Here is a 25375-nt window from a genome sequence, read left to right as displayed (position 1 = left end):
GGGAGCGGGCAAGCGAAATCAGACGGGATTGTTCAGCGTATCGCAATCGCTGAGCTTGCCGGAATCGAAGCCCTGCTTGAACCACTTCATGCGCTGCGCCGAAGTGCCGTGGTTGAAGCTGTCGGGAACGACGTAGCCCTGGGTACGCTTCTGCAGCGTATCGTCGCCGATCTGCTGCGCGGCGTTCAAGGCCTCTTCAAGATCGCCGGCCTGCAATATGCCCTTCTGCTGCGTGAACTTGCCCCAAATGCCGGCAAAGCAATCGGCCTGCAGCTCGATCCGCACCGACATCTTGTTGGCATCCGCTTCGCTCATGTTGCGGCGGGCCTGATTGAACTTCGGCAGGATGCCGAGCAGGTCCTGAACATGGTGGCCGACCTCGTGCGCGATCACATAGGCCTGCGCGAAATCGCCGGATGCGCCGAACTGGTCCTTCATCTGCTTGAAGAAGGCCATGTCGAGATAGACCTTCTGATCGCTCGGGCAATAGAAGGGGCCGGTGGCCGCAGACGCTTGCCCGCAAGCCGAAGGGAAACTGCCGGAGAACAGCACCAGCTTCGGATCCGTATAGGTCTGGCCCATCGACTTGAAGATGCCGGTCCAGGTGTCTTCCGTATCGGCAAGAACCGTTGCGACGAACTGCTTCATCTCGTCATTGGCCAGCTGACCGCCGCTGTTGTTGTCGGAAGTGCTCTGCTGATATCCGGAACCGCCACCCTCCAGCATGCCGCTCTGCTGCAACAGGCCGATGACGTCGACGCCCATCGCCCTCAGAATCAGGAAGATCACAATCAGCACGATAATGGTGCGGAAGCTCAAGCCGCCGCCGCCAACCCCCCCGCCGGGGAACCGGAAGCCGCCACCACCGCCACCCACGGGCGATGAGCCGCGCTCGTCCTCGATATTGTCGGATTGCCGACGCCCCTTCCAATCCATGGCGCACCTCCTGGCGATGCCTAAAATCAAAGTCCCTTGAGGCATTTATATATCCAGGAAGTGTAACAAAGCCAGTTGGCTATCGACAGAAGATCAGCTTAAACGGCGACGGCGCCACATTTCTTTCGACATCAGCCACAAAAGCGCGACGCCTATGCTTGCCACGACCAGGAGCGGGGCAATTTCATCGCCCTCGAAGGCCACCTTGTCCATGATGCGGCCGGGAATGAACGTAAACGCGCCCGCGCCGACAATACCGCCGAAGTAAAGGCCTCTTACGACGCGCTTATGAGCCTCGATATTGCGCTTGCGGGCATTGACGATGGCGCCCCAGCAGCCGAACAGAACGTATATCGAAAGCAGGTGAATGGGGCTGAAGCCATAAAACATGTTGATCTGATGAATGAAGAAGCTCGACAATGCCGTAACGACCATCAGAACCAGCCATATCTTGCCGAGCAGGCGGTGCCTCGGCGTCCCCTTCGGCCTGACGAGGAGATAGGTGCCGAGCAAGGCGGCGGGAATGACGGCCGCGACATGGATTTGGATCGCGATCGGGGCATCGAGAAGCGGCTCGAGGGTCATCATCTGTATCCGGTTGAGTTTGCCGAGCCTTTCCGCGATAGTGTTGTTCTCTCAATCGAAATTGCGTGAAAGAACGGGGAATCTTCGTGGATCACATCTTTCTGCAATCCACGCTTCGTGAATTGCAGGTCATCCAGCGTTCACCGCGCTTCTGGGCGACCTTTGTCACGATCGTCCTGATCTTTGCCTTGACCGGCCCATACGGCACCCTTGATCGGCTGATGCCGGGAGCGCGGCTCGGCTACTGGCTTGCCCTACACGCCATGGCCTGGTCGATCGCGATCGTCTTCTCCGTCTCCGCCGAAATCCTGCTGCGCAGGCATATAGCGAGCATGTTCGCCCGGTTAATGATCGGATCCATCGTTGCCGCATTGCCGATTGGCTTCGGCATCACGCTCATTAATCTCGCGTTCTTCGGAACGGCGCCCAGCCTGAGCGCCAGCCTGCATCAATCGCTCGGCTCCTTACCGCTCTGCGTCCTTTTCTGTATTCTCACCTATCTGACCATGCACCGGCAGATAGTGATGGCAGCGGAGGGATCGGATGCCACGGAAGCGAAAGCTACGCCCACCGCCGCGGCAGAGAGTCGAACCGTGGCTTCTCAGCCGCCGATTCTATTGCGCTTGAAGCCAGAAAACCGGGGCGCATTGGTAAGGCTCACCGTTCGCGATCACTATACCGAAGTCGTGACTACACGCGGTCGGGAGCTCATTCTGCTGCGTTTCGGCGACGCACTCGCGGAAATTGGCAATACGGAGGGCATGCGCCTGCACCGATCCCATTGGATCGCGACGGATCATATCACCCGCCTGAAGCGCGACAACGGCAAGCTTTTCGTCATTACGCGTGACGGTACCGAGGTGCCCGTCAGCCGCTCCTATGCCGACGCTGTCCGGCATCGCTTCGGCTAATGGCGGCAAAGGTTGCAGAATTCATGTCGATTCCGCGATTTATGGGGTTCCGTTTGCAAATACATTTGCCTATAAGCCGCTTCTAGCCTGAAAATATTTGCCCATGCGCCCCGGCCGGTGATCTCCCACCCTGGCCGGTTTTTCGCGCAACGAAAAAACGGATGAGAGCCCATGCCGAAGCGTCAAGATATCAAGTCGATCCTCATTATCGGTGCAGGACCGATTGTTATCGGACAGGCTTGCGAATTCGACTATTCGGGCACGCAGGCCTGTAAGGCGCTGAAGGAGGAGGGCTACCGTGTCATCCTCGTCAATTCCAACCCGGCAACGATCATGACCGACCCGGGCCTGGCGGACGCGACCTATGTCGAGCCGATCACGCCTGAGGTCGTCGCCAAGATCATCGCCAAGGAGCGCCCGGACGCGCTGCTGCCGACCATGGGGGGCCAGACCGCGCTCAACACCGCGCTGTCCCTGAAGCGCATGGGCGTGCTCGACCGCTACAATGTCGAGATGATCGGCGCCAAGCCCGCCGCGATCGACATGGCCGAGGACCGCGCCCTCTTCCGCGAGGCCATGGCCCGCATCGGGCTGGAAACCCCGCGCTCGATGCTGGCGAACGCCACCGACATCAAGGATGCCGACCGCAAGACGCATGAGGCCGAGCGCAGCAAGCTGAAGGCGCAGCTTACCGGCGCCGAGCTCGACAAGGCGCTCGACGAGCTTGAAAACCAGTGGAACCTCGGCGAAAGCGACCGCAAGCAGCGCTACATGAGCCATGCCATGGCGATCGCCGCCCAGGCACTCGATCATGTCGGCCTGCCAGCGATCATCCGTCCCTCCTTCACGCTCGGAGGCACCGGCGGCGGCATCGCCTACAACCGCTCGGAATTCTTCGAAATCGTCGGTGGCGGCCTCGACGCTTCGCCGACCACGGAAGTTTTGGTCGAAGAATCGGTCCTTGGCTGGAAGGAGTTCGAGATGGAAGTCGTCCGCGACAAGGCGGACAACTGCATCATCATCTGCTCCATCGAAAACATCGACCCGATGGGCGTCCACACCGGCGATTCCATTACCGTCGCCCCGGCGCTGACGCTGACGGACAAAGAATACCAGATCATGCGCAACGCCTCGATTGCGGTGCTGCGCGAGATCGGCGTCGAGACCGGCGGCTCGAACGTGCAGTTCGCGGTCAATCCGAAGGACGGCCGCCTCGTCGTCATCGAAATGAACCCGCGCGTGTCGCGCTCCTCCGCGCTGGCCTCGAAGGCCACCGGCTTCCCGATCGCGAAGATCGCCGCCAAGCTCGCCATAGGCTATACGCTGGACGAGCTCGAAAACGACATCACCGGCGGTGCGACGCCAGCCTCCTTCGAACCGTCGATCGATTACGTCGTCACCAAGATCCCGCGCTTCGCCTTCGAGAAGTTCCCCGGCGCCTCTCCGGTTCTGACCACTGCGATGAAGTCTGTCGGCGAAGTCATGGCGATCGGCCGCACCTTCGCGGAATCACTGCAGAAGGCATTGCGCGGTCTCGAAACCGGCCTGACAGGCCTCGACGAAATCGAAATCCCCGGCATCGAGGAAGGCGAAGGCAGCCGCAACGCCATTCGCGCCGCCATCGGCACGCCGACGCCGGACCGTCTGCGCATGGTCGCTCAGGCGCTGCGCTCGGGGCTGAGCATCGAGGAAGTGCACGAAGGCTGCAAGATCGACCCGTGGTTCCTCGAGCAACTTAAGAATATCGTCGATATGGAGGCCCGTATCCGCGAACATGGCCTGCCGGAAGATGCGACCAACCTGCGCATGCTGAAGGCCATGGGCTTTTCCGATGCCCGCCTCGCGACGCTGACAGGCAAACGCCCGAAAGAAGTTGCCGAACTGCGCAACGGGCTGGACGTTCGCCCGGTCTTCAAGCGCATCGACACCTGTGCCGCCGAATTCGCTTCGCCGACCGCCTATATGTACTCTACCTATGAAACGCCTTTCGTCGGTGCCGCCCGCTCCGAAGCGCAGGTTTCCGACCGCAAGAAGGTCGTCATCCTCGGCGGCGGCCCGAACCGTATCGGCCAAGGCATCGAATTCGACTATTGCTGCTGCCATGCCGCCTTCGCCCTGAAGGATGCCGGCTATGAAGCGATCATGATCAACTGCAATCCAGAAACCGTTTCGACCGACTACGACACCTCGGATCGCCTCTATTTCGAGCCGCTGACGGCGGAAGACGTCATCGAAATCCTCAAGGCCGAGCAGGAAAACGGCGAGGTCGTCGGCGTCATCGTCCAGTTCGGCGGCCAGACGCCCTTGAAGCTCGCCGAAGCGCTCGAAAAGAACGGCATTCCGATCCTCGGCACGGCTCCTGATGCGATCGACCTTGCCGAAGACCGCGATCGCTTCCAGAAGCTGCTGATGAAGCTCGATCTCAACCAGCCGAACAACGGTATCGCCTATTCCGTCGAACAGGCTCGCCTCGTCGCCTCCGAAATCGGCTTCCCGCTGGTCGTGCGTCCGTCCTATGTTCTTGGCGGCCGCGCCATGCAGATCCTCCATTCGGAAGGTCAACTCCAGACCTATCTTCTCGACACGGTTCCCGAACTCGTGCCGGAAGACATCAAGCAGCGCTATCCGAACGACAAGACCGGCCAGATCAACACCCTACTTGGCAAGAATCCGCTGCTGTTCGACAGCTACCTTGCCAACGCCATCGAAGTCGACGTCGACTGCCTGTCCGACGGCACCGACGTTTACGTCGCCGGCATCATGGAGCATATCGAGGAGGCAGGCATTCACTCCGGTGACTCCGCCTGCTCGCTGCCGCCGCGCACGCTCTCGCCTGCTATGATCGATGAGCTCGAGCGCCAGGCGAAGGCGATGGCCAAGGCGCTGAACGTCGGCGGCCTGATGAACGTTCAGTTCGCCATTAAGGACGGCACGGTCTACGTGCTGGAAGTCAATCCGCGTGCCTCGCGTACCGTGCCCTTCGTCGCCAAGACCATCGGTGCGCCGATCGCCAAGATCGCCGCCCGCGTCATGGCCGGCGAAAAGCTCGACGCAACGTTTGCCGCCTACGGCGAAAAGCCGGATCCGCGCAAGCTGAAGCACATTGCGGTCAAGGAAGCCGTCTTCCCCTTCGCGCGCTTCCCCGGCGTCGACATTCTCCTCGGGCCGGAAATGCGCTCGACGGGCGAAGTCATCGGCCTCGACACCGATTTCGCGCTGGCCTTCGCCAAGTCGCAGCTCGGCGCCGGCGTCGAATTGCCGCGTGACGGGACGGTGTTCGTCTCAGTTCGCGACGACGACAAGCCTCGCGTGTTGCCAGCCATCCGCATGTTGACGGAACTCGGCTTCAAGGTGCTCGCGACCGGCGGAACCCAGCGGTTTCTCGCCGAAAATGGCATCGAAGCGACGAAGATCAACAAGGTGCTGGAGGGCCGTCCGCATATCGAGGATGCCATCCGCAACCGCCAGGTCCAGCTCGTCATCAACACGACCGACAGCAACAAGGCGATCTCGGACTCGAAGTCGCTTCGCCGCGCGACACTGATGCAGAAGGTGCCCTATTACACCACCATGGCCGGCGCCGAAGCCGCTGCCATGGCGATCAAGGCACTGAAGGCCGGAAACCTCGAAGTCCAGCCGCTGCAGAGCTATTTCTGATGGATGTGATTCGGCCGTGACGGGTGTGAAACAGGATAGCCGGCTCACATTTTGGCACGGCCCGTCGGGCGGCCGAACGGGCAAGGAGCTTCAACAGGAGCCTTTCCTTAAGTCTTCGAATTTTCTGGCAATCGTCCGCCGCAATCTGCTATAGATGACAAAATAATGGCTCTGAATGGTTCCGAAGTACCGCTTCGGGACCTGTTTTCTTTTGTGTCTGCAGCAGAGCAACACAGGGAGTGAAGGACAAAAAAATGGTTGAAAAGGTACCGATGACACAGAACGGGTTCGTCAAGCTGCAGGAAGAGCTGCGCTGGCGTCAGCAGGAAGAGCGCCCGCGGATCATCGAGGCAATTGCGGAAGCACGCGCCCATGGCGATCTCTCCGAAAACGCCGAGTACCATGCAGCCAAGGAGGCCCAGAGCCACAACGAAGGCCGCATCGCTGAACTCGAAGACCTGACGGCACGCGCCGAAGTCATCGATCTCACCAAAATGTCCGGCTCGAAGATCAAGTTCGGCGCCAAGGTGAAGCTCATCGACGAGGACACCGAGGAAGAAAAGATCTATCAGATCGTCGGCGATCAGGAAGCCGACGTGAAGGCCGGCCGCATTTCCATCTCTTCTCCGATCGCCCGCGCGCTGATCGGCAAGGAAGTCGGCGATTCCATCGAGGTCAACGCGCCCGGCGGCGCCAAGGGCTACGAAATCCTCTCCGTCACCTGGGGCTGATCGCCCGTGCGCGATCGCGAATCAGCGCATGCCAGCGATCTCAGCGAGATCGAAATCATCGCAACGAATTTCAAACGCCGGCTTTCCGGCGTTACCTCGACGATCGTGCAGCTGATCCCCAAACAGGTCGAGCTTGGCTATCATATCGCCACGCTCGGCCCCGGCCTGCCGGAAGATCTGCCCAAGCTTGGCTGGCTCCGGCTTCCCGGCTTATGGAGCAGGCCGCGCCGCTGCCGCGTGCGCGTCTGGCATGCCCGCCGCAACAACGAAATGCTGGTGGGCATGCTGCTGCGCTCCGTGTTGCGCATGCCTCTGAAGCTGGTCTTCACCTCGGCGGCCCAGCGCCGCCACACCGGCTATACGCGCTGGCTCATCCGCCGCATGGATGCCGTGATCGCCACCAGCACCCGCTCCGGCAGCTTCCTCGAGGTGCCGCACACCGTCATCCAGCACGGCGTCGATCTCAACCGCTTTCATCCGCCGGAAAGACCCGACGACCGCATGGCGGCAACCGGCCTGCCCGGCACCTATCTGATCGGCTGCTTCGGCCGCGTCCGCCATCAGAAGGGCACCGATCTTTTCGTCAAGGCGATGATCGAGCTGCTGCCGCGCCATCCGGACTGGACGGCCGTGGTCTGCGGCCGCGTGACGGCCGAGCATCGCGGTTTCGGGGATGAGCTGGAGAAAATGGTGGCCGAGGCCGGCCTCTCCGATCGCATCCGCTTTCTGGGCGAAGTCGACGATATCAAGCCCTGGTATCGCCGCGCCACTCTTTATGTCGCCCCGTCCCGCAACGAAGGCTTCGGCCTGACGCCACTGGAAGCCATGGCTTCCCGCACGGCCGTCGTCGCCTCCGATGCCGGCGCCTATGCCGAGATGATCGTCCCGGGCGAGACCGGCGCCGTCGTGCCTGCCGGCGATGGTGAATCTCTGACCAGAGCGATCGCCTTTTATCTGGCCGATCCGGAGGAAACGCTTCGCCAGGGTGAGAATGCCGTACGCCATGTGCGCAGCGAATTCGCACTGGAAAAGGAAGCAACCGCCATCGGCGAGGTCTATAAGCGGCTGCTCATCGCCAATAAATAAGGCATGCCCCGCAAAGGTGCGCAGGGATTTTGCGATAATGACATGCGAAAAATCAAGAGCTTAAAGCACACGGAACGAATCTGTAGGCGGTCGATCAGCGACCAAGGTCAATATGGTGGCGCTCGATGAAATCGATCATCGAACGATCCTCCACCACATCTTCCTCGATGCTTTTGACGACCGACAGGACCTTGTCCCGATATTTCGCCGCGCTGCTGTCGTAAGCCCATCCTCGCGCGAGCTTCTCCGTCAGTTCCTGCCAGGATTTCGTATAATAATGGTTGAGCTGCAGAAACCGGTTTGAATAGAATTCCGGAGATTTTCGCGCGCGCCGCGTGAAACGCTTGCCGGCGTCATTGGCCGTCAGATCGCCATAAGCACGCGTCTGGAATTGATGCACGCTGACCTCAGTCACCTCGCATGGATCGACGATACATTTGAAATTGCTGACATTTTCCTTTGATGTCATCGGATCGGCGCCGCGCATCGTATAATTCAGTGTCAAAGGTCCGTCCGGCGGCGTCTCATGGCCGCTGGTGGCAAACATGTGCCATGGCAACGAGACATTCGGAAAATCGCCGACTGCCTCCAGTGCCCGCTCGACGGTCGCCGCGTCCTTCGGCAGAAGAAATTCGTCGACATCGATGAATGCCATCCAGCGATAGTCGCCACCAAAATTCAGGATGGCATGCGCAAAGGTGATGACCTGGCCGTTCAGCACGGTCGATGTCGCCGTATCGCGCATTCGCCCGGCCCAGGGGATGATCGTCAGCATATCCTCATTCAGGAGATTGCGAAGAAGAGTACAGGTATCGTCGCTGGAACCGTTGTCATAGATATAGAAGTGACGAATACCGACCGCCCGGTGGAATCGTACCCATTCCTCGATATAGCGCGCCTCGTTCTTGACGCAGGCAGCGATGGCGATGCCATGGCGCCCTGCCCTCGCCTCGGGCGGATCGATGGTCAGCTTCTTGGCATCGGACGCTTTGGGTTTCAGCCAGCGCATGAGCTTCATTCCAGCAACCTTGTTTTCAATCTACGCGTGGGCTCCGTCATCTTCGGCAAGCGTCACGCCTTCGATTTCATGGCGAACCTGTCGTTGTAACCGAAGTCATATTTCAGGAGTGCCGAAATGGGAGAATAGTTGACGAAAGAGACGCCACGCTCGGTGGCGATCTGCCGTGCAAGCACGAGATGCTCGATGATACGGCTTTCAGCCCGCGCAATGCCCGAAAAAGCCATATCGCCGACTGTCTCATAAAAGCGCGGCTCACCGGCATTGGAAATATCGATCCCCATAAAGCCGACCTGATGCTGTGCGCAATACAGAGCGAATTGCAGAGCGGATACCGCGACCGATCCGCCTAGAAAAACGCCGCGATCCGGCGAGAGTGAAAAGCCTGCCGAGCCCTCGGCATCCAGCTGCACATATTGCAGCTTCCTGAGATCGTCGAGCGAGCGGCGACGGGCGCCATAGGGTTTGCGGATATCGTCGATCAGGATGATGGTCTTGTCCGCCAGCCAGCTCTTGTCGATCTCGCAAAGCGCGCGCAGCACCGCGACGGAAAACAGACAAAGCGAACCTGGAGCGACCTTCTTGCGCAATAGGTCGATGTGTCGCCAGACGAAACGCTCATCCTCGACCGCAATCGCCAATGGCTCGCCGATCGGGTCGCCGGTCAGCCCGATAGCGCCGTTCAAAAGAATAGCGCTTTTGGCTTCCAGGCCGCTCAGGTCGCAGCCGCGAATGGATGGCCCGGAGCCGACAATATAGATTGCATCGCCACAGCGTTCGCGCAGCCGATCCATGCCGGCAAGGCTCGCGACTTTCGCTCCGCGGTAATGCACCTCGCTGATGCTTTGGCTGCGGACGATGCTGAGCCCTGGAAACCAATCCTGCACATGCGCCAGCGAACCGCCCAGGAAAAGGCGCACGCCGGACTTGATCAGCGACCGGTGCCAGGGGCGATCCGCCATCCGCCTAGAGCTCCACCAGACCGAGCTTCTTGACCTGCCTGATCGTCAGCATGGTGCGCACGGTATCGACATGTTCGTTCGCCGTCAGGACTTCGATGACGAAATCCTGGAAGCGGGTGAGGTTTTCGGCAACGCAGTGCAGAAGGAAATCGCTGTCGCCGGAAACCATCCACGCCTGCCGCACCAGCGGCCAGGCCGCCGTCGCATTGGCGAAAGCCTTGAGATTGGCCTCCGACTGATGCTTGAGGCCGACCATGCAGAAGGCCACGAGATCGAAGCCCAGTTTCGGGCTGTTCAGCATCGCGTGATAGCCTTCGATGACGCCGGCTTCTTCCAGCTTGCGCACCCGGCGCAGGCATGGTGGCGCGGAAATGCCGACACGGTCTGCCAACTCGACATTGGTCATCCGTCCGTCTCGCTGCAGTTCCCGCAGAATCTTGATATCGATGGCATCGAGTTCAGCGCGAAGCACTTTTATTGCCTTTCTTTAATTCCCCTTCGCCAGCTTCTATATAAGGCAGTAAAATACGCAAGAAAGTTTCTCTTGCGTAACCGATTCTTACACTAAGCCGATTTGCTCTGTGTGTAATGCAAGGCTGCCCTTGAATAAATGCATAAGGCAATCATAAATGAAGCGGCGGACCGTGAAATCGCCTGCTTTGGACGTTTGAAGCCGCGATTTCCCATCGCTGAAATTGAAAGGACTGACTATGCCTGCCCGCCACACGAAGGTGCTCATCATCGGCTCCGGCCCCGCCGGCTATACCGCCGCGGTTTACGCTGCGCGCGCGATGCTGCAGCCGGTTCTGATTGCCGGTCTGGAACAAGGCGGCCAGTTGATGATCACCACGGATGTCGAAAACTATCCGGGCTTTGCCGATCCGATCCAGGGTCCGTGGCTGATGGAACAGATGCTGTTGCAGGCCCAGCATGTCGGCGCCGAGATCGTCAATGATCTCGTAACCGAGGTCGATACCAGCCAGCGTCCCTTCGTCGCCCGCACCGATAGCGGCCAGGTCTGGACCGCCGACACCCTCGTCATAGCCACCGGCGCCAAGGCGAAGTGGCTGGGAATCGAAAGCGAACAGCATTTCCAGGGCTTCGGCGTTTCCGCTTGCGCGACCTGCGACGGCTTCTTCTATCGCAACAAGGACGTGATCGTGGTCGGCGGTGGCAACAGCGCCGTCGAGGAAGCGCTCTATCTCTCCAACATCGCCAAATCGGTGACGGTCGTGCATCGCCGCGATTCCTTCCGTGCGGAAAAGATCCTGCAGGAGCGCCTTTTCGCCAAGGCGAACGTCAAGGTTCTCTGGAATACCGAGGTTGCCGAAATCACCGGCACGCCGGCCAAGCCGCCGATGCCACCATCCGTCACGGGCGCACGCCTGCGCGATCTTCGCTCCGGCGCGATCGCCGAAACGCCGATCGACGGCGTCTTTGTCGCCATCGGCCATGCGCCGGCGACCGAACTCTTCAAGGGCAAATTGAAGCTCAAGGATAATGGCTATCTCTGGACCGCACCGGATTCGACCGCGACAAGCGTCGAGGGCATCTATGCCGCCGGTGATGTGACCGACGATACGTTCCGACAGGCGATCACGGCAGCGGGGATGGGCTGCATGGCGGCGCTTGAGGCGGAACGCTACTTGACCGGGCACATGCCCGTCGCCGTGGCTGCGGAGTGATGCAGCCGATGAGGGGAAACGGCATGCCATTGGATTGGGACAAGCTGCGTATCTTTCACGCGGCTGCCGAAGCGGGTTCGTTCACGCATGCGGCCGACAAGTTGCATCTGTCCCAGTCCGCCATCAGCCGACAGGTCAGCGCGCTCGAGCAGGACGTCGGCATCAAGCTTTTCCACCGCCATGCGCGCGGCCTCATCCTGACCGAACAGGGTGAGTTGCTGTATCGCACGGCTCACGACGTTCTCTTGAAGCTAGAGACGGTCAAGATGCAATTGACCGAGACGACCGACAAGCCGAGCGGCAAGCTGCGCGTGACGACGACCGTCGGCCTCGGCCAGGGCTGGCTTACCGACAAGATCCAGGAATTCTTGCAGCTTTATCCCGACATGTCGATCCAGCTCATCCTCGACAATGAGGAGCTTGACGTGAACATGCGCCATGCGGATTGCGCCATCCGGCTGCGCCAGCCGCAGCAATCGGATTTGATCCAGCGCAAGCTCTTCACCGTCCACATGCATGTCTATGCAGCCCCCTCCTACATCAACCGCTACGGCGAGCCGCAGTCGGTGGAGGCCCTGGACGAGCATCGCATCATCAGCTTCGGTGAACCCGCGCCGAACTACCTGCTCGACGTCAACTGGCTGGAGATCGCCGGCCGGTCGTCCGATAACAAGCGCGTGGCGCATCTGCAGATCAACAGCCAGACATCGATCAAGCGCGCATGCCTGCTCGGCATCGGTATCGCCGTTCTGCCTGATTATATCGTCGGTCGCGATCCGGGGCTGATTCAGCTCGCGATCAATGCGGACGTACCATCCTTCGACACATATTTCTGCTACCCGGACGAGATGAAAAACGCGGCTAAGCTCAAGGTTTTTCGTGATTTTATCGTGTCCAAGGCTCGCAACTGGAATTTCTAGTGAAGGTAAGTCACTGATAACGAACTCTTTTTATGACTAATATATCAGCTGCGCGTATGATGCATAGCTGATATGCACAAAATAGAGTTGAAGCCTGCCCATTTAACTACCATATCGCACATAGCTGATGCACACGGTGGCTTTTCCTCCCAGTTCCACCGCATTGGCTGTTCCCCTCTGGAGGTTTTTGACCTTCATACCTATAGGGCCCTGGTTTACTCCGGTGGCCCTTTTTTTTGCCTTTTTGATCCTGCCGTTGCAAATGCATAACTGCCATGCACAAAAAAGCATTGCGCACTGCACAAATTAGCATCATAACGCACGTAGCTGATGCACATGGTGGCTTTTCCTCCCAGTTCCACCGCATTGGCTGTTCCCCTCTGGAGGTTTTGACCTTCACACCTATAAGGGCCCTGGTTTACTCCGGTGGCCCTCTTTTTTTGCCCAATTTCTAAGCACCGCGCCCGCAGCCCCGTCAAAAAATAATATCCGGTGCGACCCTTGATATATCGAAATCCGTCGATACATGAATCGAGATTATTCGATATTGCTTGGTGAACACCATGGACAAGAACGAAATATTGAAGGCCTTGGCCAATCCGGCCAGGCTCGAAATCCTCAACCACCTCAAAGATCCAGAGACCCATTTTCCAACCCAGGAACACCCGCTGGAGCTTGGTGTCTGCGCCAGCCAGTTCGAGCGCTGCGGCCTCTCGCAATCGACCGTCTCGGCTCATCTCGGCACGCTCCACCGCGCCGACCTGGTGACGACGCGGCGCCTCGGCCAATGGATTTTCTACAAGCGCAACGAAGAAACCATCGCCGAATTCCTCGAAGCCATGCGGAAGGAACTCTGAACATGCCTCTTGCGCTCCTCGTTCTCGCGCTCAGCTCCTTTGCCATCGGCACGACCGAATTTGTCATCATGGGGCTGCTGCCGGAAGTGGCCTCGGATCTTGCCGTTACCATTCCGCAAGCGGGTTGGCTCGTCACCGGCTATGCGCTGGCCGTCGCCGTCGGCGCGCCGATCATGGCTGTCTCGACGGCCCATTTGCGCCGGCGATCGGCGCTGATCATGCTGATGGGCTTCTTCATTCTCGGCAACCTTCTCTGCGCCGTCGCCCCGAACTATTGGGTCCTGATGATCGCCCGCATCGTCACCGCGCTTTGCCACGGCGCCTTCTTCGGTATAGGTTCGGTGGTCGCTGCCAGCCTGGTACCGGAAAACCGCAAGGCCCGCGCCGTCGCCCTGATGTTCACAGGCCTGACGCTCGCCAACGTGCTCGGCGTTCCCCTCGGCACCGCGTTCGGCCAGGCCTTCGGCTGGCGCGCGCCGTTCTGGATCGTCACGCTGCTCGGCGTCGCCTCGATCGCCGGACTTGTCGCCGTACTGCCGAAGGATGAAGCGGCTCGTGAGGGTAGCCTCGGCCGCGAGATCGCGGCATTGCGTGGCCTCGGTCTCTGGCTGGCGCTGCTGACGACCGTTTTCTTCTCGGCCGCCATGTTCGCCCTTTTCACCTACATCGCCCCGATGCTGCGCGACGTCACCGGCGTCTCGCCCGAAACCGTAACCTGGACGCTGCTCTCGATCGGCGTCGGCCTGACGATCGGCAATCTGATCGGCGGCAAGCTGGCGGACTGGCGCCTTGGCACCACGCTTGCCGGTGTCTTCCTGGCGATCGCCGCGACATCGGCGATCTTCAGCATGACCATCCACTCCCTCGTCGGCGCCGAGATCACGCTCTTCCTGTGGGCCGCGGCGGCTTTCGCCGCCGTGCCGGCATTGCAGATCAATGTCGTCAACTTCGGCAAGGACGCCCCGAACCTCGTATCGACCATTAACATCGGCGCCTTTAACACCGGCAACGCACTCGGCGCCTGGGTCGGCGGGATGCTCATCGACGAGGGTTTTTCGCTTTCGCAAGTACCGCTGGCCGGCTCGGCCATGGCAATCCTCGGTTTCCTTACCGTCCTGCTGACATTCGCAGCCCTACGTCCCAGGGAAGAGGCGCTCGCCTCCTCCTGATCCCTTCCTCCTCTCCATCCTCCCCCTCATAGAAAGGATTACCCATGACCAAATTGTTCGAACCAACGAAGCTTGGCGACATCTCCATCGCCAACGGCATCGTCATGGCGCCTCTGACGCGCAATCGCTCGCCGAATGCCGTGCCGAACGAGCTGAACGTCAAATATTATGCCCAGCGCGCCACCGCTGGCCTGATCATCACCGAAGCAACGGCGATTACCCATCAGGGTCAGGGCTATGCCAACGTTCCCGGCCTCTATAGCAAGGAAGCGCTCGACGGCTGGAAGAAAGTGACGGATGCCGTGCATGCCAATGGCGGCAAGATCGTCGTGCAGATGTGGCATGTCGGCCGTATCTCCCACACGACTTTGCAGCCGGACGGCGGCAAGCCGGTCTCCTCTACCTCCAGGCGCGCTGAAAATTCGAAGACCTATCTGGTCAACAGCGACGGCACCGGCGGCTTTGCAGACGTTTCCGAACCGCGTGCGCTCGAAACCTCGGAAATCCCCGGCATCGTTGAAGATTATCGCAAGGCCGCCCGCGCCGCGATCGATGCCGGTTTCGACGGTGTCGAGATCCATGGCGCCAACGGCTATCTGATCGACCAGTTCCTGCGCGGCGACGTCAACGACCGCACCGACCAGTATGGCGGCTCGATCGAGAACCGCGCCCGCTTCCTGTTCGAAGTGGTCGATGCCGTCACCAAGGAAGTCGGTGCGGGCCGCACGGCAATCCGTATTTCGCCGGTCACGCCATCGGGCGATGCCAGCGATCCGGCCCCGCAGCAGCTCTTCACCTATGTCGTTGAGGGCCTGGCGAAGTACGGCCTCGCCTACATCCATGTCGTCGAAGGCCAGACCGGCGGCAAGCGCGACTTCCTGCCCTTCGATTACGATGCTCTGCATGCAGCCTATAAGGCCGCAGGCGGCAAGGCCGGCTGGATGGTCAACAATGCCTATACCCGCGAGATGGCTATCGAAGCCGTCGATAGCGGCAAGGCCGATGTCGTCGCCTTTGGCAAGCCGTTCATCTCCAACCCGGATCTCGTTCGGCGCCTGAAGCAAAATGCGCCGCTGGCGCAATGGGACCAGGCAACGCTCTATGGCGGCGGCGCCAAGGGTTACGACGACTATCCGGCTCTGGACGAGGCGGCTTGAAGCGGCCTCTGAAGGCTCCTCATATCAACAGAGCACCCTCGCAACGGATGTTGCGAGGGTGTTTCATTATCTGAGCTTTGAAATGGACCGAAATAGCCGGATTAAGCAGGGTATTGCGCCTGAAAACGGCGCTCATGTGCCCTGCAGGCAACCGATGGACGCCAGGCTTGCCTGGACAGCCGCATCGATCGGCGTATGCGGTTCTTCGCCGAGCGCGGCCAGCAGCTTGTCGTTGCGCATCTGCAGCGGCACGTCCCAGAGATAGCTCATTTCGCGCAGCTCCCGCATGAATGGGACGAACGGAGCCGCCAGCGGCACGATCCACCAGGGAAATGCCTTTACCTTCACCTTGCTGCCGAGCGCACGCTGTACGGCATCCACCATCTGTGTACCGTCCCCGTCCCAATGTCCCCGCATATGATAGACGGCGAAGACCGGCAGCTCGTCGCCCTTCTCGATCAGCCGGATCATGGTCTCGGCGACATCAGGCAGATAGGCCCATTGATGACCGACACCGCGTTTGCCCGGGTAGGTCATCGAGCTGATCGGCTTGCCCGGTGTCACCATCGCCTGCGAGAACCAGCTGTTGGCTCGCGCTCCGCCGAAGAAATCACCGGCCCGGACGATGATGACCGGGGTGCCGTCCTGCTCCGCGGCCGCTCTCAACCGCCGCTCCATCTGAACGCGAATGGCACCCTTGCGGGTCTTCGGCCGCTGCGCGCTATCCTCGCTGACATCAGGGAAGACATCGGGACCGAAATTATAGACGGTCCCCGGCAGCACGATCCGCGCGCCGACTGCCTTGGCCGCTGCAATGGTATTATCCAGCATCGGCAGGACGACCTTGCCCCAATTGCGGTAACCGGGCGGGTTGACCGCATGCACGATGACAACGGCGCCCTGCGCAGCCTTCAGGACATCTTCGGCCTGCATCGCGTCGCCCTGAATCCAGTCGAACTCCGGCTGGCGGCGGGATGCCTCGGCTGCATTGCGGTTCAGCGCCCGAATGCGCCAGCCACGCGCGGCGAGCCCCTCAGAGACGGCGCCGCCAATGCCGCCGGTGGCGCCGAGTATCAAGGCTGTCCTGGTATTTTCTCTCTGGTTGTTCATGGTCATCTCCATCGGTTTCGATGGGCTGACTATGCTTCTAGTTACCGATAAACGAAATTGCCGAAAAATCTGCAGATGATATACATAAATGTATGACGCCATTATCTGAGCCAAGCTGGGATTTCTATCGCACCTTTCTCGCCGTGCTGGAGCATGGCTCACTGTCGGCTGCCGCGCGCGAACTCGGCCTGACGCAGCCGACGGTCGGCCGTCATGTCGACGCGCTGGAACAATGGGTCGGAGCGGAATTGTTCACGCGGTCACAGCAGGGTCTGCTGCCGACCGACGCCGCCCTCGTTCTGAAGCCTTATGCAGAGACTTTGGCGAGCACGACCTCAGCTCTGTTGCGGGCAGCGTCCGGCTCGAAGGACAAGATCAGCGGCACGGTGCGGATCAGTGCGAGCGAGGTCATCGGCGCGGAAGTCCTGCCACCGATCCTTGCCAAGCTGCAGGCACGATACTCCGATCTGATCGTGGAGCTTTCGGCCTCCGATACGGTGGAAGATCTGCTGCAGCGCGAGGCCGATATCGCCGTGCGCATGGTCGCGCCGGCGCAAGGAGCATTGCTCGCGCGGCATATCGGCATCATCTCACTCGGTCTCTTCGCTCACCGCAGCTATATCGAGCGGCACGGCAAACCGACAACGATCGAAGAATTGCATCAGCACAGACTCATCGGCTTCGATCGCCAGACTGCCTATATACGCATGATGCAGAAGCGTTATCCGATGCTCGAAGGCGCCACCTTCAGTTTTCGCTCCGATCACAGTATCGCGCTTCACAATGCGCTGCGTGCCGGCATCGGCATTGGCTTCCTTCAAATCCCCTTGGCAAGCCGCGATCCAAACCTCGTGCAGCTGTTACCCAAGATCGAGGTGCAGATCGACACCTGGATCGTCATGCACGAAAACCTGAAAACATCGCCACGCTGCCGCGTGACATTCGACGCGCTGGTGACGGGTTTGCTTGATTACATCAAGGAAAACAGCGCGGAGAACGGATCTTGACCATGGGAACAGCGGTGGAGTTAGTGCCATACGACCGACGATGGCCGGAAGACTACGAACGCATTCGCGAAAAGCTCGAACAATTGTTGGCGCCCCACGTCGTGACGATCGAGCATATCGGCAGCACATCCATTCCCGGCCTCGCGGCAAAACCGCTTATCGATATCGACATTACCCTGCGTGGATCCGCCGACATTCCTGCCGCGACGCGGATTCTTCTGGACCAAGGCTACGAACCGCGCGGCAACCGCTATGACGATGAAGTCTGGGCATTCATGCGGCGCGACGGCAGGCCGCCAGAGCGCGTGTATCTTTGCCCGCCGAACAACCGGACACATGAACGCAGGATGATCTTTCGGGATTATCTTCGGACGCACCCGGCGGAAGCGGCGGCCTATGCGAAACTAAAGCTGGAACTCGCCCAAACCCACCGGCACGATGGTGACCGCTATACCGCCGAGAAGCGTCACTTCGTCGACGCGATCATCGAAAAAGCAGTCGGCCAACGGCAGGCTAGCGCAATTTCAGGAAAAGTGCGCAGCCTTTTTCCGTCCGGAATTATGAGAAAACACTAAGATGGAGCGGTTTAGAGATTCCGTGAAAACTGAACCGCGCTAGGCACCAGGCGCCGTATCGACCGGCGGAAAATGCCTCTGGCCGTCGAGAACCTCCGTTTCCGGACGGTCCCCGCCATCGGCATATTCCTCATGCCACTTGCCGCTCTCATCCTGCCAGCTGATTTCAGCCGAGTCGCCCCCGATCTGCTGTTCAGCCGCAACGATCCGCGCGGCCTCCACAGCTTCGGAATGCGTCGGAAACGCCTCCGAATAAACATCGCGGAAGCGATAAGCCCAACCACCGTCATGCGGCACGATTTCGTAAACGACCTTGACCATTCAAACCCTCCTTCTCATCTGCCAAGACCTTTGAAGCCGGACGTTGCCGGCGGGATCGCGTGCATCTGAGACGGGTTTCGAGGATGCCGCGGCATTTTGGATGGGCAGACCTATCCGCGCAGTATTCCATTAAACTGCGTTAACTGCAAATTTCGGCCCGGCCTGGCTGCTTGATGTGCGAAATCATTGCTTTAGAGTACAACCGTGAATCGGCGCAGAGGTTGGGGCAAAGGTTGGGAAAGTGATCACAGCAAAGTGGTTCAAGCAGGAAAAATTCCTGTTGGTCGCATTGGCAATTGCCGTCATTGCCTATGTTGGCGAGCATTCCGTGCTCGAAGTGGGACAAACTGCCTCGATGATCGCAGCAGCGGCATTGATCGCAACGATTGTGCTGGCCTCCATGCGTGTCGCGCATCATGCCGAGACCCTCGCCGTCAAGGTCGGCGACCCCTACGGCACGATGATCCTGACCTTGTCGGCCGTCGCTGTCGAAGTCATCATCCTTGCCATCATGATGAGCGGGGAAAGCTCGCCGACGCTGGTGCGCGACACGATCTATGCCGCTGTCATGCTCGATATCAACGGTATCCTCGGCCTCGCCGCCCTTCTCGGTGGCCTCAAACATGGCGAGCAGCCCTACAATGACGATTCCAGCAAGACCTATGGCGTGATGATCCTGACGGCCATGGGAATTTCGATGATCGTGCCGGAATTCATTCCGGATGCGAAATGGCATTATTATTCCGCCTTCACCATCGTTGCGATGGTCGCGCTCTATGCGCTGTTCCTGCGCATGCAGGTCGGCAAGCACAGCTATTTCTTCAGCTATAGCTATCCGCGCACGGAGAAGAAGCACACCGCCTCGGAAGAAGATCACGATGAAGAGTCCACCACCACCTCCATCGTCACCATCCTGATCGGCGTCGTGCTGATCGGCTTGCTGGCGGAATTCATGTCGGCCTTCATGGATACCGGCCTCAAGGGCACGGGGGCGCCGCCCGCCATCGCGGCTATCGTCGTCGCGGCAATCTCGGCGGCCCCGGAAATCCTGACGGCATTGCGGGCAGCCTTGCGCAACCGCATGCAGGCGACGGTCAATATCGCCATGGGTGCCTCGCTATCGACCGTCATCTTGACGGTGCCCGTCATGGAGGCGATTGCGCTCTATACCGGTCAGCCCTTTATCATGGCCATGTCGCCGGTGCAGACCGTCATGGTGATGATCACGCTGATCGCGGCCGCCATCAATCTCAACGACGGCGAAACCAACGCCATCGAAGGCATGACCCATTTCATTCTCTTCGCAACCTTCATCATGCTGACCGCACTTGGTCTTTGATTCCGATTTCAACGGCTTGCGCCGATCGGCGGACTCAAATTGCGAAGCGCTTGAAGCAGTTCATGAGCCCGAAACCATCAAGCTGAACGCAAAAGCCCGCCATCTCTGGCGGGCTTTTCATCTGGTTTGTCTTCAACGTTACTTGCAGGCTGCGCAGAAGCGCTGAATGCGGCGGCAAGCTTCTTCGAGCAGCTCCTCCGAGGTCGCATAGGAGATGCGGAAGTTCGGGCCGAGGCCGAAGGCCGAACCGTGCACGACGGCCACGCCTTCCGATTCCAGCAGCTCGGACACGAAGTCCTCATCCGTCTCGATGACCTTGCCGGTCGGAGCCGTCTTGCCGATCAGGCCGGCGCAGGACGGGTAGACGTAGAAAGCACCTTCCGGAACCGGGCAGGAAATGCCCTTCGCCTGGTTTAGCATCGATACAACGAGATCGCGACGGCCTTCGAAGATCTTCTTGTTGCGGGGAATGAAGTCCTGCGTGCCATTCAGCGCCTCGACGGCGGCCCACTGGGCGATGGAGGTCGCGCCGGAGGTCTGTTGGCCCTGGATCATGTCCATCGCCTTGATGAGCTGCAGCGGGCCGGCAGCATAGCCGATACGCCAGCCGGTCATGGCATAGGCCTTCGAGACCCCGTTCATCGTCAGCGTACGGTCATAGAGGCTCGGCTCGACTTCGACCGGCGTGGCGAATTTGAAATCGCCATAGGTCAGGTGCTCGTACATGTCGTCGGTCAGGACCCAGACATGCGGATGCTTGACCAGAACGTCCGTCAGCGCCTTCAGTTCGGCATGCGAATAGGCGGCGCCCGACGGATTGGACGGCGAGTTGAACATGAACCACTTGGTCTTCGGCGTGATCGCAGCTTCCAGATCGGCCGGCTGCAGCTTGAAGCTGTTGGCCTGCGTCGTTGCGACGAAAACCGGCGTGCCGCCGCAAAGCGCCACCATTTCCGGATAGGAAACCCAATAGGGCGTCGGGATGATGACTTCGTCGCCGGGGTTCAGCGTCGCCATGAAAGCGTTGAACAGGATCTGCTTGCCGCCGGTGCCGACGATCGTCTGCTCCCAGGTATAGTCGAGATTGTTCTCGCGCTTGAACTTGGCGGCGATCGCCTTGCGCAGTTCCGGGATGCCGGCGACCGGCGTGTACTTCGTCTCGCCGCGATTGATCGCGTCGATGGCGGCCGTCTTGATATTATCGGGCGTATCGAAATCCGGCTCACCGGCGCCGAGACCGATCACGTCGCGTCCTTTTGCTTTCAGCTCGCGCGCTTTCTGGGAAACGGCGATGGTGGCAGAAGGCTTTACACGGGAAAGAGCGTCGGCAAGAAAGGCCATGGTGATCGGTCCTATTCGGTTGAAAATGGCAGAAAGCCTGCGGACCAGTTTTCTGCGCTAAGCTCTATGTCGAATATGGGCGGACGTTTCAAGCGCAAAGGCGTCACAGTGGCTTTATTTCCTGGCTTCCCGCGCCAAACGTGCGAGCTCTTCCTATCCGCCTGGAAGCCTGCAATACGGGACCACGCGCCTCTTCTGTCCGAACCAGATCGACAAACCGCCGAACACCGGCGATCCGTCCGAACTTGAATCAATACATGAGGCACTTGAATCAGGTTCAGAAGAACAGAGAAATTTCCAATAAAGAACAAATACCTCCCCGACATCAGCCCCTCGCGAAAAGGGTCGGTTGCCGCAAGTATCCGAAACAGCCCTCGCCTGCCGGCAGGATCGAGAGAACTGAGGGACTTGCCATCCGAAGATGCAGGAACACAAAGACGTTATCGGTTCAACCGCTGCCTTGAATGCTAAGTGAACGGCCCCACCTTGCGAAAACGAGGATATTGGGGAGTTGGAACGAATGCGCCCTGATGGAGTGGGATTTGGCAGAGTCGGAGTTTCGATCGTTTTGATGGCCAGCGCCGTGCTCTCGGCCACGGCCACGCTCGCCGAACCATCACAAACCATCAAGACCCAAGAAGTAACCGTCAAGGTCGAAACGATAGCGGCGGGGCTCGAACATCCCTGGGCGGTCGAAGTCCTGCCGGACGGAGCCTATCTCGTTACGGAACGCCCGGGTCGCATGCGGCTTGTTCGCGACGGCAAGATCTCCGCTCCGATCTCTGGCGTCCCTGAAGCCTATGCGCACGGCCAGGGCGGCCTGCTTGACGTGGCGCTCGATCCGAAATTCGCCAGCAACCGCACGCTCTATTTCACCGCCTCGGTGGCGGGCAACGGTGGAAGCGGCACGGCCGTCTTTCGTGCCCGATTGTCGCAGGACGGAAAACAGCTGACCGACGTGAAACGCATCTTCCTGATGAACAAGCTGTCGCGCGGCGATCTTCAGTATGGCTCGCGCATCGCGATCGCCCGGGACGGCAGCCTTTTCGTCAGCCTCGGCGATCGCCGCCAGCAGGATCGCGCCCAGGATTTTCAGGACGACGCGGGTTCCATCATCCATATCGAGAACGACGGAAGCGTCCCGGCCGATAATCCGTTCAAGGACGGCAAGCGTGCCCTGCCGGAAATCTGGTCGAAAGGCCATCGCAATCCGCAGGGCATCACCTTCGACAGCGAGACGAACAAGCTCTACACGGCAGAACACGGCGCCAGAGGCGGCGATGAGATCAATACGCCCGAAGCCGGCAGGAACTACGGCTGGCCCATCATCTCCTACGGCGTCAATTATTCCGGCACGAAGATCGGTGTCGGCACCGCGAAGGCCGGCATGGAGCAACCTCGTTTCTATTGGGACCCTTCGATCGCGCCCGGCGCCATCGCCGTCTATCGCGGCAAGATGTTTCCCGAATGGAACGGCGATTTCCTCGTCACGGCGCTGAAGTTCGAGCTGCTGTCACGACTGAGCCAGGACGGCAAGGGCAAGATCACCGAGCGGGAACGCATGTTCGACGATAAATTCGGCCGCATGCGCGATATCACGATCGCCCCCGATGGCGCACTGCTGATCACCACCGATGAAGACGATGGTGCGCTCCTGCGGATTTCCAGGGCTGCAAACTAGCCTGAAGCGCTCCGCTTCGGGCGCCTTTCGCCTTGCTCGGCGCAAAAGCAGCTGCTAACGGTCGCGTCACTCTTTCCTTCCCTTCCGCAGGATGCAGATGTCTCGCATACAGGCGAATTTGTTGTTGTTGGTTGCCGCCGCGATCTGGGGCGGCGGTTTCGTTGCACAATCGACAGCCATGAAAGCGATCGGACCCTTCTGGTTCATCGGCCTGCGATTTGCCGTGGCCACCCTGGTCGTCCTGCCTTTCGTTTGGATGGAAAAGAGGAAGGCCGCAAAGCCCCTGACACGCAGCAACTGGCTCGCCTTTCTGCTGATCGGCATCACACTTTTCGGGGGTGCCGCGACCCAGCAGATCGGGCTTTTGACAACGACGGTGACGAATTCGAGCTTCATAACCGGCCTCTACGTGGTCTTCGTGCCGCTGATTGCCGTCATCTTCCTGCGCCGGTCGCCGCATTGGATCATCTGGCCGGCAGCGCTGATGGCGCTCTGCGGCATCTACCTGCTGTCGGGAGGCTCATTCTCACGCCTGACATCAGGCGATTTCCTGACAGTCGTCTGCGCGCTCTTCTGGGCGGCGCAAATTACCCTTGCCGGCTCGGCCGTCAACGAAACGGGCCGGCCACTTGGTATTTCCGCAACGCAGTTTGCCGTCACCGCCGTTCTCGCCCTGGCCGTGGCAATCGCCGTCGAACCGATCAGCATCGCCGATATCCGCGCAGCACTTGGCGAAATCCTTTATGTAGGCATCTTTTCGTCCGGCCTGGCTTTCGCGCTGCAGATCATCGGCCAGCGCTACACGACCGCCCCCCAGGCGGCGATCTTCCTTTCTTCGGAAGCATTGTTCGGGGCTTCGCTCGGTGCTTTGCTGCTGGGCGAAACCATGGGGCCGCTCGGCTATGTCGGTTGTGCCTTGATGTTTAGCGCTATGCTTGCAGTCGAACTGGTACCGGAATTGACCCGCCGTCGCCATGCCACGGCATAAAAAGCCCTGAAATGCGTGCTTTCAGCGGCTTTTGACAAGCTTTACTGAAATTTTTCCGCACAATCGAAAATGGGCGTTCATACCAGCCGATTTGGGAAAATTTCGCCAAAACTATATCGCGAGCGATGGAAAAACCTTAGAAACTTGTTTCGAAGCGAGAAAATTTGCGAATCGCCATAACACATGCGCATTACGCTATTGTGCCTCTGCCGATACGTTAGAAAACTTTTGCTTGCCAATTTCCCATAAACACAGCACTCTCAGCGCTGTTCGGGCATTTTTAGAGCATGGGAAGTCCTAATAGAATTGCGCGCCGGAAACGCTAATATTCCGGTCAGCCTGATCGAGAAGCGGGTGGCAAACATCGCATCGAGATCATGCCGAGTTACGGGGACCTTTTCCTTCAAAATTCGAGAACTGCCTGCAAGCGCCCGCAAGGGTAAGGAAGTAGTGCTGCCCGTGTGGATGGTGGGCAGAGAGAAAAGGACCTGAGGCATGGCCGAGACTGGCACTGTAAAGTTTTTTAATACCGATAAGGGCTTCGGTTTCATTAAACCGGACAAGGGTGGCGCGGACATCTTTGTACATATTTCTGCAGTTCAGGCTTCTGGTCTGGCTGGATTGTCGGAAAACCAGAAGGTAAGCTTCGACACGGAACCGGATCGCCGCGGCAAGGGACCGAAGGCCGTCAATCTGCAGATTGCCGGCTGAGACGCCTTAACGGCTTTCAATTCGAGTTGAGGCCCGGCAGCGATGCCGGGTTTTGTCATTCAGTCTGCATTCAGTTTGCCCCGTATAGTCTGCCCCATGAAAGAGCGGGAATGACAGTCATCCCGTTTCCTTAGAGGATAGGCCAATGACCATACTCGGCAAAACGCTCGTCATGTCCGCGGTCGCCGCGGCACTGACGGTAACTTCCATGAGCGCCGCGTCCGCTGATGAATGGCGTCATCACAACCGCGATGGATGGGCGCTCGGCGCCGCCGGACTCGCTACCGGCCTGATCGTCGGTTCTGCCATCGCCAGCCAGCCGCGCTATGTCGAGCCGGGTCCGGCCTATGTCGATCCCGATTACGACGCGCCTCCCCCAGCCTATTATTATCGTCAGCCTCCGCGCCGCGTTTATGTCGAGCGGGATGTGAGCTACTATGCACAGCCGGTATCCGGTCTGCGCCCGTGGTCCTCCGCCTGGATGCGTTATTGCTACGACCGCTACAGAAGCTTTGACGGCCGCTCTGGCACCTATGTCGGCTATGACGGCATGCGCCACTTCTGCGCTGCCGACTGATTGGAGCAATTCCAGGAAAAGTGCGCAGCGGTTTTCCTGGAATTGCGAGAC

At 59.5% G+C, this 25375-nt stretch carries 24 protein-coding genes; 16 read left to right on the top strand and 8 right to left on the bottom strand.

The features are described from left to right. Positions 1-18 precede the first annotated feature (18 nt). Together HGP12_RS25110 and HGP12_RS25105 are read right to left on the bottom strand one after the other, a co-directional pair. A complete protein-coding gene (locus HGP12_RS25110; RefSeq protein ID WP_168842448.1) occupies positions 19-936 on the bottom strand; it encodes a neutral zinc metallopeptidase in 918 nt (305 codons plus the stop codon). A gap of 93 nt (positions 937-1029) precedes the next feature. Beyond that, positions 1030-1521, bottom strand: a complete 492-nt coding sequence (locus HGP12_RS25105) for a DUF2306 domain-containing protein (protein WP_205926633.1) — start codon at positions 1519-1521, stop codon at positions 1030-1032. Positions 1522-1607: 86 nt separating this feature from the next. Here HGP12_RS25105 and HGP12_RS25100 point away from each other — a divergent pair, with 86 nt between their 5' ends. From HGP12_RS25100 to HGP12_RS25085, 4 genes are all read left to right on the top strand, one after another. Then, a complete protein-coding gene (locus HGP12_RS25100) occupies positions 1608-2432 on the top strand; it encodes a LytTR family DNA-binding domain-containing protein (RefSeq protein ID WP_168842449.1) in 825 nt (274 codons plus the stop codon). 171 nt (positions 2433-2603) lie between these two features. Then, complete coding sequence (gene carB / locus HGP12_RS25095; protein ID WP_168842450.1) at positions 2604-6089, top strand: carbamoyl-phosphate synthase large subunit; 3486 nt, start codon at positions 2604-2606, stop codon at positions 6087-6089. Between the two features lie 254 nt (positions 6090-6343). Then, positions 6344-6820, top strand: a complete 477-nt coding sequence (gene greA, locus HGP12_RS25090) for a transcription elongation factor GreA (RefSeq protein ID WP_168842451.1) — start codon at positions 6344-6346, stop codon at positions 6818-6820. A 6-nt stretch (positions 6821-6826) separates the two neighbouring features. Further along, positions 6827-7906 (top strand): glycosyltransferase family 4 protein, encoded by a 1080-nt coding sequence (locus HGP12_RS25085; protein ID WP_168842452.1) that lies wholly within the window; start codon positions 6827-6829, stop codon positions 7904-7906. 94 nt (positions 7907-8000) lie between these two features. On the opposite strand, the gene HGP12_RS25080 is transcribed toward HGP12_RS25085, so the two are convergent. From HGP12_RS25080 to HGP12_RS25070, 3 genes are all read right to left on the bottom strand, one after another. After that, positions 8001-8915 carry a glycosyltransferase family 92 protein gene (locus HGP12_RS25080; RefSeq protein ID WP_168842522.1) on the bottom strand — a complete coding sequence of 305 codons (915 nt, stop codon included), beginning with the start codon at positions 8913-8915 and terminating at the stop codon, positions 8001-8003. Positions 8916-8977: 62 nt separating this feature from the next. Continuing rightward, entirely contained in the window at positions 8978-9886 is a 909-nt protein-coding gene (locus HGP12_RS25075; RefSeq protein ID WP_168842453.1) for a glycosyl transferase, read from the bottom strand. Between the two features lie 4 nt (positions 9887-9890). Further along, the gene (locus HGP12_RS25070) at positions 9891-10358 is read right to left on the bottom strand and encodes an Lrp/AsnC family transcriptional regulator (RefSeq protein WP_112344091.1); all 468 of its coding nucleotides are present in this window, start codon (positions 10356-10358) and stop codon (positions 9891-9893) included. A 238-nt stretch (positions 10359-10596) separates the two neighbouring features. Between HGP12_RS25070 and trxB the strand changes: the two genes are divergently transcribed. From trxB to HGP12_RS25045, 5 genes are all read left to right on the top strand, one after another. Next, positions 10597-11571 carry a thioredoxin-disulfide reductase gene (trxB, locus tag HGP12_RS25065; protein ID WP_168842454.1) on the top strand — a complete coding sequence of 325 codons (975 nt, stop codon included), beginning with the start codon at positions 10597-10599 and terminating at the stop codon, positions 11569-11571. 23 nt (positions 11572-11594) lie between these two features. Then, a complete protein-coding gene (locus HGP12_RS25060; RefSeq protein ID WP_168842455.1) occupies positions 11595-12491 on the top strand; it encodes a LysR family transcriptional regulator VtlR in 897 nt (298 codons plus the stop codon). A gap of 563 nt (positions 12492-13054) precedes the next feature. Then, positions 13055-13348, top strand: a complete 294-nt coding sequence (locus tag HGP12_RS25055) for an ArsR/SmtB family transcription factor (protein ID WP_120664537.1) — start codon at positions 13055-13057, stop codon at positions 13346-13348. A gap of 2 nt (positions 13349-13350) precedes the next feature. After that, positions 13351-14517, top strand: coding sequence for an MFS transporter (locus HGP12_RS25050; protein ID WP_168842456.1), 1167 nt, complete (start codon positions 13351-13353; stop codon positions 14515-14517). Between the two features lie 44 nt (positions 14518-14561). Continuing rightward, positions 14562-15674 (top strand): alkene reductase, encoded by a 1113-nt coding sequence (locus HGP12_RS25045; RefSeq protein ID WP_168842457.1) that lies wholly within the window; start codon positions 14562-14564, stop codon positions 15672-15674. 132 nt (positions 15675-15806) lie between these two features. On the opposite strand, the gene HGP12_RS25040 is transcribed toward HGP12_RS25045, so the two are convergent. Beyond that, positions 15807-16784, bottom strand: coding sequence for an NAD-dependent epimerase/dehydratase family protein (locus HGP12_RS25040; protein ID WP_168842458.1), 978 nt, complete (start codon positions 16782-16784; stop codon positions 15807-15809). Between the two features lie 92 nt (positions 16785-16876). On the opposite strand from HGP12_RS25040, the gene HGP12_RS25035 reads away from it, so the two are divergent. Together HGP12_RS25035 and HGP12_RS25030 are read left to right on the top strand one after the other, a co-directional pair. Next, positions 16877-17791 carry a LysR family transcriptional regulator gene (locus HGP12_RS25035; RefSeq protein ID WP_168842459.1) on the top strand — a complete coding sequence of 305 codons (915 nt, stop codon included), beginning with the start codon at positions 16877-16879 and terminating at the stop codon, positions 17789-17791. After that, positions 17788-18366 carry a GrpB family protein gene (locus tag HGP12_RS25030; RefSeq protein ID WP_409526860.1) on the top strand — a complete coding sequence of 193 codons (579 nt, stop codon included), beginning with the start codon at positions 17788-17790 and terminating at the stop codon, positions 18364-18366. The genes HGP12_RS25035 and HGP12_RS25030 overlap by 4 nt, the downstream gene beginning before the upstream one ends. 39 nt (positions 18367-18405) lie before the next feature. On the opposite strand, the gene HGP12_RS25025 is transcribed toward HGP12_RS25030, so the two are convergent. Beyond that, complete coding sequence (locus tag HGP12_RS25025; RefSeq protein ID WP_168842460.1) at positions 18406-18687, bottom strand: DUF2188 domain-containing protein; 282 nt, start codon at positions 18685-18687, stop codon at positions 18406-18408. 241 nt (positions 18688-18928) lie between these two features. Between HGP12_RS25025 and HGP12_RS25020 the strand changes: the two genes are divergently transcribed. Continuing rightward, on the top strand, positions 18929-20026 hold the full coding sequence (locus tag HGP12_RS25020) for a calcium:proton antiporter (protein WP_168842461.1): 1098 nt from the start codon (positions 18929-18931) through the stop codon (positions 20024-20026). Positions 20027-20164: 138 nt separating this feature from the next. On the opposite strand, the gene HGP12_RS25015 is transcribed toward HGP12_RS25020, so the two are convergent. Beyond that, complete coding sequence (locus HGP12_RS25015; RefSeq protein ID WP_168842462.1) at positions 20165-21367, bottom strand: pyridoxal phosphate-dependent aminotransferase; 1203 nt, start codon at positions 21365-21367, stop codon at positions 20165-20167. Positions 21368-21938: 571 nt separating this feature from the next. Between HGP12_RS25015 and HGP12_RS25010 the strand changes: the two genes are divergently transcribed. From HGP12_RS25010 to HGP12_RS24995, 4 genes are all read left to right on the top strand, one after another. Next, complete coding sequence (locus HGP12_RS25010; RefSeq protein WP_246703525.1) at positions 21939-23048, top strand: PQQ-dependent sugar dehydrogenase; 1110 nt, start codon at positions 21939-21941, stop codon at positions 23046-23048. A 97-nt stretch (positions 23049-23145) separates the two neighbouring features. After that, positions 23146-24036, top strand: a complete 891-nt coding sequence (locus tag HGP12_RS25005) for a DMT family transporter (protein ID WP_168842464.1) — start codon at positions 23146-23148, stop codon at positions 24034-24036. Positions 24037-24531: 495 nt separating this feature from the next. Next, entirely contained in the window at positions 24532-24747 is a 216-nt protein-coding gene (locus HGP12_RS25000) for a cold-shock protein (protein WP_004116423.1), read from the top strand. A gap of 145 nt (positions 24748-24892) precedes the next feature. Continuing rightward, positions 24893-25324: a BA14K family protein gene (locus HGP12_RS24995; protein ID WP_168842465.1), complete on the top strand. Its 432-nt coding sequence runs from the start codon at positions 24893-24895 to the stop codon at positions 25322-25324. The last annotated feature ends 51 nt before the right edge of the window (positions 25325-25375 follow it).

Origin of the sequence: Rhizobium sp. P28RR-XV (genome assembly GCF_012641385.1) — a bacterium.
Classification (GTDB): domain Bacteria; phylum Pseudomonadota; class Alphaproteobacteria; order Rhizobiales; family Rhizobiaceae; genus Rhizobium.
Note: the sequence above shows the minus strand (reverse complement) of the source record. Positions and strands in the feature narration are given on the sequence as shown.